The following is a 14113-nucleotide window of genomic DNA, read 5'->3' as shown; positions in this document are numbered from 1 at the left end:
CTTCGCGTTGTTTGCACAATAAATGCCAAAGGTCTAAAACCCAAAATCTGGCTACCCGGTATTAAACGCGAGTTACCGGCAAAAGCCTTGAGAAATCATTCATGAATAAGCTGTGTTTATTAGGTCTGCTGGTCGGTTTGGCCAGTCAATCGGTAATGGCCGACGCCACTTCCACTACCGCTCCCTCCGCCAAAGCCACACTGCAAGCCAAGAATGCCTTCATCTCCAACCTGATGAAACAAATGACCCTTGATGAAAAGATCGGTCAGTTGCGCCTTATCAGCATCAGCGGTGAGATGCCTCAGCCGAAAATTCTCAAGGAAATTGCCGCAGGAAGGATCGGCGGAACATTCAACTCCATTACACGCTCGGAAAACCGCCCATTGCAAGAAGCGGCTGTAGCCCATAGCCGTCTGAAGATTCCGATGTTCTTCGCCTATGACGTGATTCATGGCCATCGCACGATTTTCCCGATCAGCCTGGGCATGGCTGCCAGCTGGGACATGGACGCCATCGCGCTGACCGGCCGGATTTCTGCGAAGGAAGCCAGCGCCGACGGCCTGGACATGACCTTTGCCCCCATGGTCGACATCTCCCGTGACCCACGCTGGGGACGCAGCTCCGAAGGCTTCGGCGAGGACACCTATCTGGTGTCGCGTATCTCCGAAGTGATGGTCAAGTCCTTCCAGGGCAAGAGCGTCGCCGCGAACGACAGCATCATGGCAGCCGTCAAACACTTCGCCCTGTATGGCGCGGTCGAAGGCGGGCGTGACTACAACACCGTGGACATGAGCATGACGCGCATGCACCAGGATTACCTGCCACCTTACCGCGCAGCTATCGATGCCGGTGCCGGCGGTGTCATGGTCGCACTCAACTCGATCAACGGTGTTCCGTCCACTTCCAACATGTGGCTGATGCAAGACCTGCTGCGCAAGGACTGGGGCTTCAAAGGCGTGACCATCAGCGACCACGGCGCCATCAAGGAGCTGATCGAACACGGCGTTGCCAAGGACTATCGCGAAGCCGCCAAGCTGGCGATCAAGGCTGGCATCGACCTGAGCATGAACGACGTGGCCTACGGCGAGCAATTGCCCGGTCTGGTGAAGGACGGTGAGGTTTCCATGAAGGAAATCGACAACGCCGTACGTGAAGTGCTGGGCGCCAAGTACGACATGGGCCTGTTCGCAGCGCCTTATGGTCGTATCGGCGTTGCCGCCGATGATCCGGCCGACACTTACTCCGATGATCGCCTGCACCGCGCAGAAGCTCGCGATGTCGCCCGCAAGACTCTGGTGCTGCTGAAGAACCAGAACGAAACCCTGCCACTGAAGAAGCTAGGGACCATCGCCGTGATCGGCGGTCTGGCGAAAAGTCAGCTCGACATGCTGGGCAGCTGGTCCGCAGCCGGCCGGCCGAACCAGTCGGTGACCGTGTATGAAGGCCTGACCAGAGCTGTCGGCGACAAGGCCAAGCTGGTCTATGCCCGTGGCGCGAACGTCAGTGACAACGAGCACATCCTCAACTACCTGAACTTCATCGAACACGAAGTGGAAGTCGATCCACGTCCTGCTCAGGAAATGATCGACGAAGCCGTGAAGGTAGCCGAGCAGTCCGACGTGATCGTGGCCGTTGTAGGTGAGTCCCGTGGCATGTCCCATGAATCGGCAAGCCGCAGCAGCCTGAACATTCCGGGCAAGCAGCGTGATCTGATCAAGGCCCTGAAAGCCACCGGCAAGCCGCTGGTTCTGGTGTTGATGAATGGCCGCCCGCTGGTACTGGTCGACGAACTGGAACAGGCCGATGCCATGCTCGAAACCTGGTTCCCGGGCACCGAAGGCGGTAACGCCGTGGCTGACGTGCTGTTTGGCGACTACAACCCGTCGGGCAAACTGGCCATGTCCTTCCCGCGCTCGATCGGCCAACTGCCGGTCTACTATGCGCACCTGAACACCGGCCGTCCGTACACGCCGGGCAAGCCAGGCAACTACACCTCGCACTACTTCGAGGAACCCAACGGCCCGTTGTTCCCGTTCGGTTATGGCCTGAGCTACACCCAGTTCGATGTCTCCGACGTCAAGCTGTCGGACACCAAGATGGCCCGCAAAGGCAAGCTGACCGCCAGTGTCACCGTCAAGAACACCGGCAAGGTTGCCGGCACCACCATCGTGCAGTTGTACTTGCGTGATGTAGCGGCTTCGATCAGCCGTCCGGTGAAAGAACTGAAGAACTTCGAGAAAGTCACGCTTGAGCCGGGTGAGGAGAAAGTCGTGAACTTCACCCTCAGCGAGAACGACCTGAAGTTCTATGACTCGAAGCTGAAATACGCGGCCGAGCCAGGTGAGTTCAAGGTCATGATCGGCCTCGACTCCGAAGCAGTGAAAAAAGCAAGCTTCGATCTGTTGTAAATGCCGATAACGGCGTATTCGTAAGTGCCTGCGCTTGCGAATACGCCCGTTTTGAAACCTCAGGCAGCACACGCAGTATGATCATCAAGCGCAACGTGCGTATTTCCCTGTATATCCTCTTGATCCTGGCGGGCGCCGCCCTGTCGGCCAGTCTGGCCATGCGTCAGGCGCAGCGACATGCCCTGGCACAGGAAGCAACACGTGCCAGCGGGCAAATGGCTCTGTACGCCAACACCCTTCACACCTTGATCGAACGCTATCGCGCCCTCCCCTCGGTGCTGGCGCTCGACGCCGAAATTCGCGCAGCGGTGAGCGGCCCCATCAGCGAAAGCGCCCAGCTCTCACTCAATCGCAAGCTGGAAAAAATCAACGAAACCGCACACTCCTCGTCCCTGGAACTACTTGATCGAAACGGGTTGGCCGTAGGCGCCAGCAACTGGCGACAGCCCAACAGCTATGTCGGGCACAACTACGGGTTTCGCCCTTACTTTCAACAGACCCGGACCCAGGGTATCGGACGCTTCTATGCGGTCGGTGTCACGACAGGCATTCCCGGTTACTTCCTGTCCAATGCCGTGCTGGATGAGGCAGGAGAGTTCGGCGGCGCCATGGTGGTGAAGCTGGAGTTTCCCAATATCGAACAGGAATGGAGCCAGGGCGACGATCTGCTCCTGGTCAGCGATAACAAAGGCATCGTGTTTATCTCCAGCAAAAGCGAATGGCGCTATCGCGAACTGGAACCCATTTCCCTCGAAAACCGTGCAGAACTGCTGCGTACCCGCCAGTACGATAAAAAGCCGCTGTCGCCACTGCGCAGCCGCATCCTCTATCAGGTCGGGCAGCAAAGCCATTTGAGCCGGGTCGACGGCCCCGACGGCACGGTTGATTACCTTTGGCAGTCCATGCCGCTTCCCGATGAAAACTGGACCTTGCACCTGCTGCGCAAACCCCAGATGGTCAATGACGACATACGCAATGCCGCACTGGCCGGCGCGGGTATCTGGCTGACGCTGGTCTTTCTGGGGTTGTTCCTGTACCAGCGCTGGCGACTGTCGAAATTGCGCGAGCGCAGCCGTGACGAACTGGAACGTCAGGTGCAGGAGCGTACCCGTGATTTGCGTACCGCCCAGGAAGGTCTGGTGCAATCGACCAAGCTGGCGGCACTGGGGCAAATGTCCGCGGCACTGGCCCACGAGATCAACCAGCCGCTGACGGCCCAGCGCATGCAACTGGCGACCGTGCGCCTGCTTCTGGATCAGGGCCGTATCGAGGATGCCTGCAAATCCCTTACGCCGCTGGACCAGCAACTGACCCGCATGAGCGCGCTGACCGGGCACCTGAAAACCTTCGCCCGCAAGAGCCCAAGCGGCTTGCGTGAACGTCTGGACCTGGCGACCGTAGTCGATCAGGCCTTGCTGTTGCTGGACCCGCGCATCCGCGAGGAGCGGGTCAGTTGTGTTCTGCATCTGTCACGCCCGGCCTGGGTACGTGGCGATGCAATCCGTCTGGAACAGGTGCTGATCAACCTGCTGCGCAATGCCCTGGATGCCATGCGCAATCAACCCCTCAAACGCCTGGAAGTGCGGATAGATGCCCAAGCCGGACACTGGCGTCTGAGTGTCATCGACAGTGGCGGTGGCATTGCGCAGGAACATCTGGGCAATATCTTCGATCCGTTCTTCACCACCAAACCGGTGGGCGACGGGCTTGGCCTCGGGCTGGCGGTATCCTATGCGATCATCCATGAACTCAATGGTCGCCTGACGGCAGAAAACCGGGATAACGGCGCGGTGTTCTGGTTCAGCCTGCCCAATGACTTTATAGAGACTGAAAACGCATGCTGAACTCGGTCATCGTCGTTGACGACGAAGCCCCCATTCGCCAGGCCATTGAGCCATGGCTGACGCTGTCCGGTTTCCAGGTTCAGGTCTACAGCCGCGCCGAGGAATGTCTGGAGCACTTGCCCGAACACTTTCCTGGCGTGATCCTCACCGACGTGCGCATGCCGGGCATGGGCGGCCTTGAGTTGCTGGCCCGCCTGCAAGCGCTGGACAAGGACTTGCCGGTTATCCTGCTGACCGGCCACGGCGATGTGCCCATGGCGGTCGAGGCCATGCGTGAAGGCGCTTACGACTTTCTGGAAAAACCCTTCAGCCCGCAGACCCTGCTCACCAACCTGAGCAGAGCCATGGAAAAACGCCAACTGGTTCTGGAGAACCGCCGCCTGACCGAACAGGCCGACGCCCGTTCCCAGCTGGATACCACGCTGCTGGGTGTATCGCCCAGCCTGCAAGTCTTGCGACGCAATGTGCTGGAACTGTCGCAACTACCGGTCAACGTGATCATCCGTGGCGAAACCGGCAGCGGCAAGGAACTGGTCGCTCGCTGCCTGCATGACTTCGGCCCTCGCGCCAGCAAGCCTTTTGTCGCCCTCAACTGCGCCGCCATCCCCGAGCATTTGTTCGAAGCCGAACTGTTCGGCCATGAAAGCGGAGCCTTTACCGGCGCTCAAGGCAAGCGTATCGGCAGGCTGGAGTACGCCGACGGCGGCACGCTGTTTCTCGACGAGATCGAAAGCATGCCGATGGCTCAGCAGGTCAAGCTGCTGCGCGTGCTGCAGGACAAGCGCCTTGAGCGACTGGGCTCCAACCGCAGCATTGAAGTTGACCTGCGCATCATCGCCGCGACCAAGCCGGATCTGCTGGAAGAAGCACGGGCTGGACGCTTCCGCGAAGACCTGGCTTATCGCCTGAACGTTGCACAGTTGCATCTGCCGCCCCTGCGTGAGCGACGCGAAGATATCGTGCAGCTCTTCAACCACTTTGCCCGCACCGCCGCTGCCCGCATGGGCCGCGAAGCGCCGGCACTCAGCGCCTTGCAACTGAGCCAGTTGCTCAGCCATGACTGGCCGGGCAATGTCCGCGAACTGGCCAACGCGGCCGAGCGTCAGGCATTGGGGCTGGATATCGCAGAAGCACCGCAACAGGGACAATCCCTGGCGGCGCAGCAGGAAGCATTCGAGGCCCAGTGCCTGCGTGCGTCTCTGGCCCGTCATAAAGGCGATATCAAATCCGTACTCAATGAGCTGCAACTGCCGCGTCGCACGCTCAACGAAAAAATGCAGCGTCACGGGCTGGTGCGAGAAATGTTTCTGGTATGAAACTATTCATGGAATCGACCGATCAACCTTATCCCCCTTTAGAATCCGGACAGTGACCACGCAAGGAGAAAGCATTACATGATCGTCGGTATAGATTTGGGCACGACCAATAGTCTGGTCGCCGTCTGGCGCGATGGTAAAACCCGACTGGTTGCCAACGCACTGGGCGAGATGCTGACGCCCAGCGTGGTAGGACTGGACGACGATGATCAGATCCTGGTGGGCAAAGCTGCACGCGAACGCCTGCAAACCCATCCGGCCAGAACCGCTGCGCTGTTCAAGCGCCATATGGGCAGCGCGCAAAAGGTCAGCCTGGGATCGAACAGCTATCGGCCCGAAGAGCTCTCGGCACTGGTCTTGAAAAGCCTCAAGGCCGATGTGGAACGTGAGTTCGGTGAACCCGTGACCGAAGCGGTGATCAGCGTGCCGGCCTACTTCAGCGATGCGCAGCGCAAGGCCACTCGCGTGGCTGGCGAACTGGCAGGCCTTAAAGTCGACAAACTGATCAATGAACCCACCGCCGCGGCGCTGGCCTACGGGCTGCACCAGAAGGAAGGCGAGACTTCTTTTCTGGTGTTCGACCTCGGCGGCGGCACCTTCGATATCTCGATCCTCGAACTGTTCGATGGCGTGATGGAAGTCCGCGCCAGCGCCGGGGATAACTTTCTTGGCGGTGAAGACTTCGACCTCTTGCTGGTCGATCACTTCATTGGCCTGCATCGCGATGAAACCGATTTCCCGCCCAGAACGAACATCGGCCCGTCATTGCGCCGCGAAGCCGAGCGCGTACGTAAAACGCTGGGCCAGGACAACAGCGCCGAATTCGTGCTGCGCCATGCCGATCGCGAATGGCGCAAGACGATTACCCAGGAACAACTGGGCGAGCTGTATGCGCCATTGCTCTCGCGCTTGCGCGCCCCCATCGAGCGTGCCCTGCGCGATGCGAAAATCCGCGTAGCCGATCTCGACGAAATCCTGCTGGTCGGCGGCACCACGCGCATGCCGCTGATCCGCAAGCTCGCGGCGGGTCTGTTCGGGCGCTTTCCGTCCATTACCCTCAACCCCGATGAAGTGGTCGCGCAGGGTGCAGCCATCCAGGCGGCGCTCAAGCAAAGGGACGCGGCGCTCGAAGAAATTGTCCTGACCGACGTGTGCCCCTACACCCTGGGTATCGAAACCTCCAACCGGTTCGGCACCTCCATCGAAAGCGGCCATTACCTGCCGATCATCGAGCGCAACAGCGTGGTGCCGGTCAGCCGGGTCAGAACCGTGCAGACCCTGAGCGACAATCAGAAGCATGTTCTGGTGAAGATTTATCAAGGCGAAAGCCGCTTGGTGAAAGACAACATTGCCCTGGGTGAGCTGGATATTCCGATCCCGCCCGCCAAGGCCGGGGAAGTCGAGTTGAATGTGCGATTCACCTACGACAACAACGGTCTGCTGGAAGCTGACGTGCAAATCCCGATGACCGGCCAGAGCCACAAGCTGGTGATCGAGAACAACCCCGGCGTGATGACCCCGGCTGAAATCCAGGAACGCCTCAAGGTGCTGGAATCGCTCAAGGTTCACCCTCGCGAACAGCAGGTCAATACGCACCTGAGCGCACGCCTGGAGCGGCTGTATCAGGAATATCTGGGCGAAGCCCGGGAAATGATCGGCTACTGGGCCAGCCAGTTTCAGCGAGTGCTGGAAACCCAGGATGAGCGCCAGATCAGCGAAATGCGCAAGAGCCTCGAACAAGAGATCGATCGTTTCGAGCGGGGCGAGAGGTAACAGGGATGAATTGCTGGAGCGTCCTTGAGCTGGACAGAAACGCCGACGAGCGCAGCATCAAACGCCAGTACGCAAAGCTGCTGAAAGTGAACCGGCCCGATGAGGACCCGGACGCCTTTCAGCGATTGCGCGACGCTTATGAGCAGGCGCTGGATCTGGCACGTAATCGCCTTGAAGCGGACGAGGATGAGGACGAATACGGGTACGAAGAAAGCGATACGAGCCCTGAACCGCTCATGCATCTGCAACTCGTCGAGACAGTACAGGTTTCAGAGCCAACGGTTGTCAGCACGCCTCCGCCTGTGGAACAGAGCTGGTACGAGCTGGCACACAAGACCACAGCGCAGAACCTGCACTCGCAACATCAGTTGGCCAAGGACCTCGGGGCGGATGCGCAGTTTCAGAAGCATCTCGTGCAGCACTGCCTGATCGACACCGCCGACAATCTGGAACTGCTCAAGGCCGCTGTAGCGCAACTGCAATGGCTGACGCCCTGGCAAAAGGTGACCCTGGGTGCCCATCAGGAAAAACGCTTGATCCAGGCCCTGCTCGATGACGTGCTGCCACGCCTGCAAACGCTGCTGGAAAAACAGCAGGAGCGCCAGTTCCTGGACGAGCTGAAAACCCTTGAGCAACAACCCTGGCTGGAAAAGCTGGAGCATCGTGAGCACCTTCAGCGCTGGACCATGACCCTGCTGATCAATACGAGGGACTGGACGCCGGCCCTGTTCGAGCGTATCTGCCAGCTCTTTGACTGGGATCAGAAACATTACGCCCCGACCGATCCGCCTTCGCTCTGGCAACGTCTTGTGGAGCGTTGCGAACGATATGGTTTTGCCAAACGCCTGCAAGAGTTGCTGAACGAGAACAGTCATCATGGCGATGCCGCGAAGCTGCTGCTTGAGCCGCCTGCGCTGGATACTCAGTTGCGCATGGCCAGAAACAGCGACCCGGCAGTCTGGCAAGGTTGCGAGCAACTGTCTCAGGACCTGACCTATCGTTACCCCGAGACGCTGGAGCAATACCCGAACGCCGATCTTTCGAGTTGGCGAACGCTGTATGACCAGGTGCATTTCAACACGTACCTGAGAGCCTATCTGTTCGGGTTCGTATTCATTCTGATGGCAGGCATTGTTCCTACGTCCAGAGCCGGAAAGTTTGATCTGCTCTACATGATTTTCACGGCACTCAGCTTTCCAGTGGTGATTCTTCTGGTGGTCCACGTCTTCATGTCGTTCTGGAGGCCGGTTTCCGCCTCCTTTGCATCTGTGGATGAATATCTGAGCAAGCGGTTACTGCCTGGCTGGCTGAGTTGGCCGGGACATCAGGCATTGCTGCTGCGTCATGGTATCCCGGTGATCGTCGCAGGTATCGCCTTCGCCAATAACGGGTCGGTTGCGCTGGCCACATACGCAATCACTCTGGCGGCCTGGATAGCCCTTTCGCCCTACCGGATATTCAGGCTCCAGAGCTATTGCGCAGCGAAAACCGGTAGATGGAAGCGCATCAAGAGCTACTGCTCGGAAAATATCGGCAAGGGCGTCATGATCATCCTGGGTCTGATGTTCGCCTTTGTACTGGCCGTGCTGATTTTCGGTCCCGGTCACCCTCGCTAACCCCATATCTTGCTGCCATCGGCAATTTTCCGCTTATCCAGAAAGACCGGATAGGCGGATTTCCGCTCATTTTAATCCCCTTCCCCCTCTGGAACGGGCCTCTCAGGCCTGGCACAACTCCTGCTATAGCTCAGGTCAGGCTGCGTGCAGCTGCCTTCTAAAAATAATGACTTAAGGAACACCATGGATATCTCCAACTCCCTCTCGAAAGAGTCGGCAGGCACCCCCGCCGCTGAAAAATCCACCTCCAGCCGGCTCAAGTCGATCTTCAGCGGCTCGGTCGGCAACATGGTCGAGTGGTATGACTGGTACGTCTATGCCGCTTTCTCGTTGTACTTCGCCAAAGTCTTCTTCCCCAAGGGCGACAGCACCGCTCAACTGCTCAACACCGCTGCAATCTTCGCCGTAGGCTTTCTGATGCGCCCGATCGGTGGCTGGCTGATGGGCCTGTACGCCGACTACAAAGGACGCAAGGCAGCCCTGATGGCGTCGGTACTGCTGATGTGCTTCGGCTCGCTGATCATTGCCCTGACACCGGGTTATGAAACCATCGGCGTCGGTGCTCCGATCCTGCTGGTCTTCGCCCGTCTGCTGCAGGGCCTGTCGGTGGGTGGCGAATATGGCACCTCGGCAACCTACCTCAGTGAAATGGCTACCAAGGAACGTCGCGGCTTTTTCTCCAGCTTCCAGTACGTCACCCTGATTTCCGGCCAGCTCATAGCACTGGCTGTCCTGATCGTGCTGCAACAGGTCCTGACCACCGAAGAACTGCACAGCTGGGGCTGGCGTATCCCGTTCGCCATCGGCGCGCTGTGTGCCGTGGTTGCGCTGTTCCTGCGTCGCGGCATGGAAGAAACAGAGTCCTTTACCCGCAAGCAGAAAGACGACAAGCCTAAAGAAAGCCTGATGCGCACCCTGATGCGTCATCCCAAGGAACTGATGACCGTGGTCGGCCTGACCATGGGCGGCACCCTGGCCTTCTACACCTACACCACCTACATGCAGAAGTATCTGGTGAACACCGTAGGCATGAGCATCAGCGACTCGACCACCATCTCGGCCGCGACGCTGTTCCTGTTCATGCTGCTGCAACCGGTCGTGGGTGGGCTGTCCGACAAGATCGGTCGTCGTCCGATCCTGATCGCCTTCGGCGTACTGGGTACCCTGTGCACCGTGCCGATCCTGACCACCCTGCACACCATCCAGACCTGGTGGGGCGCGTTCTTCCTGATCATGGCCGCACTGATCATCGTCAGCGGCTACACCTCGATCAACGCCGTGGTCAAAGCCGAACTGTTCCCGACCGAAATCCGCGCGCTGGGCGTAGGCCTGCCTTACGCACTGACCGTCTCGATCTTCGGTGGCACGGCTGAATACATTGCACTGTGGTTCAAGAGCATCGGCATGGAAACCGGCTACTACTGGTATGTCACGGCCTGTATCGCATGCTCGCTGCTGGTGTATGTATTCATGAAGGACACCCGCAAGCATTCGCGTATCGAAACCGACTGATCTCGTGTTTGAGTGATGATAAAGGGCAGCCAGCGTCATGGGCTGCCCTTTTTCATGGGCGACAGAACATGACAAGTTGTTTCAGGCTGGTGCGCTTTTCAACAGCCTTTCGCATGTAAGCCCTTAAATTTATTTATATTTAAATTTGTCAAGAGGCTTTATTGCAAGATTTTTCAGAAAATGCACCATCAATAGCCATTTCTACCTGAAAGGCCCGAAAATCGGGCGATACGACTTACTATCATTTTCAGCGATGGTAGGTAGCAATCCTATTAACTTCTTAATAATGCCCAGCCGCGTAGCATTGCCTCCATACCGGGATGACAACTCACCCGACCCAAATTGGAGACACCATCATGAAAACCAACAAACTGATTTTCGGCCTCGCTTTCTCTGTTCTGGCTTCGACTGCTTTTGCACTCCCAGCCATCAACACCAATGATTCGTTGAACGCTCCAGTCGTTGCAGAAGGTGGTTCGAACAACACCAACATCGGCCCGAATCGTCAGACTTCCGATGGTGCTGACCGCGTCGGTGCAAATCGTCTGGCTGCTGACGGTGCTGATCGCGTCGGTGCAAACCGTCTGACTTCCGATGGCGCTGACCGCGTCGGTGCAAATCGTCTGGCTGCTGACGGTGCTGATCGTGTCGGCGCAAACCGTCTGACTTCCGATGGCGCTGACCGCGTTGGTGCAAATCGTCTGGCTGCTGACGGTGCTGATCGTGTCGGTGCAAACCGCCGGGTCTGATACCTCCCGAATGACACCCAAGCCCGGCCAGTGCCGGGCTTTGTTGTTCCTGGGCTCAGGTCTACTATGATCGACTCTCCGAAACCGTGGTTACCAGGAATCAAGCCATGTCAGACGATATTCACTCCTACGAGCCAGCCAAAGGTCATGGCCTGCTGCACGATCCCTTCAACGCTATCGTAGGCCCGCGCCCCATTGGCTGGATTTCTTCCCAGGACGCCGAGGGCAGACTGAATCTCGCACCCTACAGCTTCTTCAACGCCTTCAACTACATTCCCCCGATCATTGGTTTTTGCAGTGTCGGGCGCAAAGACAGCCTCAATAACATCGAGCAGACGGGCGAGTTCGTCTGGAACCTGTCCACACGCTCACTGGCCGAGGCCATGAACCAGAGCTGCGCAGCCGTGCCAGCTGATGTGAATGAGTTTGAACTGGCCGGCCTGACACCACTGGCCTCGAAGATCGTCGCCGTGCCTCGGGTACTGGAAACGCCAGTATCGTTTGAATGCAAGGTCACCCAGATCGTGCAATTGCAGCGCGCCGACAAGGAGCTGGTACCAAGCTGGCTGATTCTGGGGGAGGTGGTGGCGGTGCATATCGCCAAGTGGCTGCTCAAGGATGGCGTCTATGACACCGCAGCAGCCGAGCCTATCCTGCGTGGTGGTGGCCCGGCTGACTACTTTCAGTTAGGGCCTGAAGCACTCTTCAAGATGTACCGGCCTACTGTCTGATTACTCGTTTGCCCACACCAGTTCAGCCTCGACATCCACGCCGATCAGCCGCTCAAGCTCCTGAGCCGCGGCCAGATCGGCGTCATGGGCGGTCTTGAATTTTTCTCCCGCCAGAACGGGATGGAAGCGTGGCGCACCACCCGCCTCCAAAGCCTTTACCGCAATCGCCGCGCTGTAACCGCCTTCACCGGGAATGACTGCCGAAACTGCCTCGTACTCATTGAATTCCTTGCGTGCCATGGATAGCGAACCTGTCTGCTGGATAAATCGAAGGGACGCATTCTAATCGGTCTTCGCGAATAAATTCGCTCCTACCGCCTGACCCATAATTATTGTCCTACAATCACTTCATGTCCTTTTCTGTAGTGGGAATGAGGAATGCACCATGAAAGTGAAAACAAGAAAATGCATGGCTGTATTGGGTGTACTCGCAGTGGTTGGTATATACGCGGCGGGCGCCTATCGCATTGAAATGATTCGCCAGGCACCCAAGGTCGCAATCTGCAGCTTTGGCCATTGCGTACCAACCACTGCAACATTAAGTGCTTTGCGATGACCGACAACCAATAGCACGCGCCCCTTAAACAAAGTCAGCTATCGATTAGCAGGCTATCGGATTAGACTGGCCAACTTCCCCCGCCAGGTTTCGGGTTTTACCTTGACCAGTCTTGCGCACACTACACCGACAATTCGCAGCATTTTATTCGCACTGATGATGGCCGTGTTTCTCAGTGCGCTGGATCAGACGATCGTGGCCGTTTCGATGCCCGCGATCTCTGCTCAATTCAAGGATATCGACCTGCTGGCCTGGGTCATCGCGGCGTATATGGTGGCGCTGACCGTTGCTGTGCCTATCTATGGCAAGCTGGGTGACTTGTATGGGCGGCGCAGGCTGATGCTGTTCGGGCTTGGTCTGTTTACCCTGGCGTCGCTGTTTTGCGGGTTTGCGCAAAGCATGGAGCAATTGGTGCTGGCCCGAGTGCTTCAAGGGATCGGGGCTGGCGGCATGGTATCGGTCAGCCAGGCGATCATCGCCGACATAGTCCCGCCCCGCGAACGGGGTCGCTATCAGGGCTATTTCAGCAGCATGTACGCCATTGCCAGTGTCGCCGGCCCTGTATTGGGCGGGCTGATGACCGAATACCTGTCCTGGCGCTGGGTGTTCCTGATCAATCTTCCTCTGGGCATCGTGGCCTGGGTCGTGGCTTACCGTACCTTGAATGGCCTGCCCGTACCGCAACGCAAACCGGTCATCGATTACCTGGGAACAGTGTTGATGATCATCGGCCTTACCAGTCTGTTGCTGGGCATCACCGAAATCGGTCAGGGCCACGGCCTGAGTCACCCAAGGATTCTGCTACTGCTGGGGATTGCACTGTTCACCCTGGCGCTTTTTGCATGGTACGAGCGCAGAGTGCTGGAACCTCTGCTGCCCATGCACCTGTTTGCCAATCGCAGCGCAGTGCTTTGCTGGAGTGCGGTGTTCTTTACCAGCTTTCAGGCTATCTCGCTGATCGTCCTGATGCCAATGCGTTACCAGACGGTCACCGGCGGGGGAGCCGACAGCGCAGCCCTGCATCTGCTGCCACTGGCGATGGGCATTCCCATCGGCGCCTATTGCGCTGGCAGAAGGACCGCAGTGACCGGCCGCTATCAACCTCTTATCCTGTGCGGCGCGTTACTCATGCCCATCGCCATTCTGGGGATGGCGTTCACTCCCGCGCACTCGATCCTGCTCACCAGCCTGTTCATGGTCCTGACCGGAATTGCCAGCGGCATGCAGTTCCCCACTTCACTGGTCGGTACGCAAAGCGCGGTCGCGATCAAGGATATTGGCGTAGCGACCAGTACCTCCAATCTGTTCCGCTCGCTGGGCGGCGCCGTGGGTGTAGCGATGATGTCCGCTCTGCTGCTGGCCATGCTGCAAGACACGGGGATCGGCCAGCTTCAACCCGGATCGATAAGTGGCGAAGGCAATGCCGGCAATGCGTTGATCGATAGCCTGAACACCGCCAGCGGTCCGGCCCTCGAAGCCTTGCGTGCAGAACTGGCGCTGACCTTCCGTCATTTATTGATGATCAGTGCGGCTGTCTCGCTACTGGGTCTGGCGACGGCACTGGTCATGCCCAACCAACTGCTGCGCGGTGCGGAACAGAAGTAGGCT

11 protein-coding genes are annotated in these 14113 nt (G+C 58.2%); 10 read left to right on the top strand and 1 reads right to left on the bottom strand.

From position 1 onward, the window contains the following. The first annotated feature begins 101 nt into the window (after window positions 1-101). The 8 genes from bglX to Q6A51_RS12160 all read left to right on the top strand — a co-directional run bounded on the left by bglX (window position 102) and on the right by Q6A51_RS12160 (window position 11949). On the top strand, window positions 102-2408 hold the full coding sequence (gene bglX / locus Q6A51_RS12195) for a beta-glucosidase BglX (protein WP_304574896.1): 2307 nt from the start codon (window positions 102-104) through the stop codon (window positions 2406-2408). 77 nt (window positions 2409-2485) lie between these two features. Next, complete coding sequence (locus Q6A51_RS12190; protein WP_304574895.1) at window positions 2486-4252, top strand: sensor histidine kinase; 1767 nt, start codon at window positions 2486-2488, stop codon at window positions 4250-4252. Further along, window positions 4246-5568, top strand: a complete 1323-nt coding sequence (locus Q6A51_RS12185) for a sigma-54-dependent transcriptional regulator (protein ID WP_201000214.1) — start codon at window positions 4246-4248, stop codon at window positions 5566-5568. The genes Q6A51_RS12190 and Q6A51_RS12185 overlap by 7 nt, the downstream gene beginning before the upstream one ends. Before the next feature lie 78 nt (window positions 5569-5646). Further along, the gene (locus tag Q6A51_RS12180; protein WP_304574894.1) at window positions 5647-7341 is read left to right on the top strand and encodes a molecular chaperone HscC; all 1695 of its coding nucleotides are present in this window, start codon (window positions 5647-5649) and stop codon (window positions 7339-7341) included. Window positions 7342-7346: 5 nt separating this feature from the next. After that, window positions 7347-8957: a molecular chaperone DnaJ gene (locus Q6A51_RS12175; RefSeq protein WP_304574893.1), complete on the top strand. Its 1611-nt coding sequence runs from the start codon at window positions 7347-7349 to the stop codon at window positions 8955-8957. Between the two features lie 183 nt (window positions 8958-9140). Continuing rightward, the gene (locus Q6A51_RS12170) at window positions 9141-10469 is read left to right on the top strand and encodes an MFS transporter (protein ID WP_201000217.1); all 1329 of its coding nucleotides are present in this window, start codon (window positions 9141-9143) and stop codon (window positions 10467-10469) included. A 356-nt stretch (window positions 10470-10825) separates the two neighbouring features. Continuing rightward, complete coding sequence (locus Q6A51_RS12165; RefSeq protein WP_304574892.1) at window positions 10826-11218, top strand: hypothetical protein; 393 nt, start codon at window positions 10826-10828, stop codon at window positions 11216-11218. Window positions 11219-11325: 107 nt separating this feature from the next. Then, complete coding sequence (locus Q6A51_RS12160) at window positions 11326-11949, top strand: flavin reductase family protein (RefSeq protein WP_304574891.1); 624 nt, start codon at window positions 11326-11328, stop codon at window positions 11947-11949. Here the strand turns inward: Q6A51_RS12160 and Q6A51_RS12155 are convergent, their stop codons facing one another. Further along, window positions 11950-12189: a hypothetical protein gene (locus Q6A51_RS12155; protein WP_201000220.1), complete on the bottom strand. Its 240-nt coding sequence runs from the start codon at window positions 12187-12189 to the stop codon at window positions 11950-11952. 145 nt (window positions 12190-12334) lie between these two features. Here Q6A51_RS12155 and Q6A51_RS12150 point away from each other — a divergent pair, with 145 nt between their 5' ends. Both Q6A51_RS12150 and Q6A51_RS12145 read left to right on the top strand, forming a co-directional pair. Continuing rightward, window positions 12335-12505, top strand: a complete 171-nt coding sequence (locus Q6A51_RS12150) for a hypothetical protein (protein WP_201017439.1) — start codon at window positions 12335-12337, stop codon at window positions 12503-12505. Between the two features lie 102 nt (window positions 12506-12607). Continuing rightward, window positions 12608-14110 (top strand): MDR family MFS transporter, encoded by a 1503-nt coding sequence (locus tag Q6A51_RS12145; protein ID WP_304574890.1) that lies wholly within the window; start codon window positions 12608-12610, stop codon window positions 14108-14110. The last annotated feature ends 3 nt before the right edge of the window (window positions 14111-14113 follow it).

Origin of the sequence: Pseudomonas serbiensis, assembly GCF_030580745.1 — a bacterium.
Lineage (GTDB): Bacteria > Pseudomonadota > Gammaproteobacteria > Pseudomonadales > Pseudomonadaceae > Aquipseudomonas > Aquipseudomonas serbiensis.
This window is presented reverse-complemented; position numbering and strand designations above follow the sequence as displayed.

Excerpts from the sequence above, each read along its gene's own strand:
- Q6A51_RS12185 (WP_201000214.1), top strand. The coding sequence starts at position 4,246 with ATGCTGAACTCGGTCATCGTCGTTGACGACGAAGCCCCCATTCGCCAG.
- Q6A51_RS12190 (WP_304574895.1), top strand. The coding sequence starts at position 2,486 with ATGATCATCAAGCGCAACGTGCGTATTTCCCTGTATATCCTCTTGATC.
- Q6A51_RS12180 (WP_304574894.1), top strand. The coding sequence starts at position 5,647 with ATGATCGTCGGTATAGATTTGGGCACGACCAATAGTCTGGTCGCCGTC.
- Q6A51_RS12175 (WP_304574893.1), top strand. The coding sequence starts at position 7,347 with ATGAATTGCTGGAGCGTCCTTGAGCTGGACAGAAACGCCGACGAGCGC.
- Q6A51_RS12170 (WP_201000217.1), top strand. The coding sequence starts at position 9,141 with ATGGATATCTCCAACTCCCTCTCGAAAGAGTCGGCAGGCACCCCCGCC.
- bglX (WP_304574896.1), top strand. The coding sequence starts at position 102 with ATGAATAAGCTGTGTTTATTAGGTCTGCTGGTCGGTTTGGCCAGTCAA.
- Q6A51_RS12160 (WP_304574891.1), top strand. The coding sequence starts at position 11,326 with ATGTCAGACGATATTCACTCCTACGAGCCAGCCAAAGGTCATGGCCTG.
- Q6A51_RS12155 (WP_201000220.1), bottom strand. The coding sequence starts at position 12,189 with ATGGCACGCAAGGAATTCAATGAGTACGAGGCAGTTTCGGCAGTCATT.
- Q6A51_RS12150 (WP_201017439.1), top strand. The coding sequence starts at position 12,335 with ATGAAAGTGAAAACAAGAAAATGCATGGCTGTATTGGGTGTACTCGCA.
- Q6A51_RS12165 (WP_304574892.1), top strand. The coding sequence starts at position 10,826 with ATGAAAACCAACAAACTGATTTTCGGCCTCGCTTTCTCTGTTCTGGCT.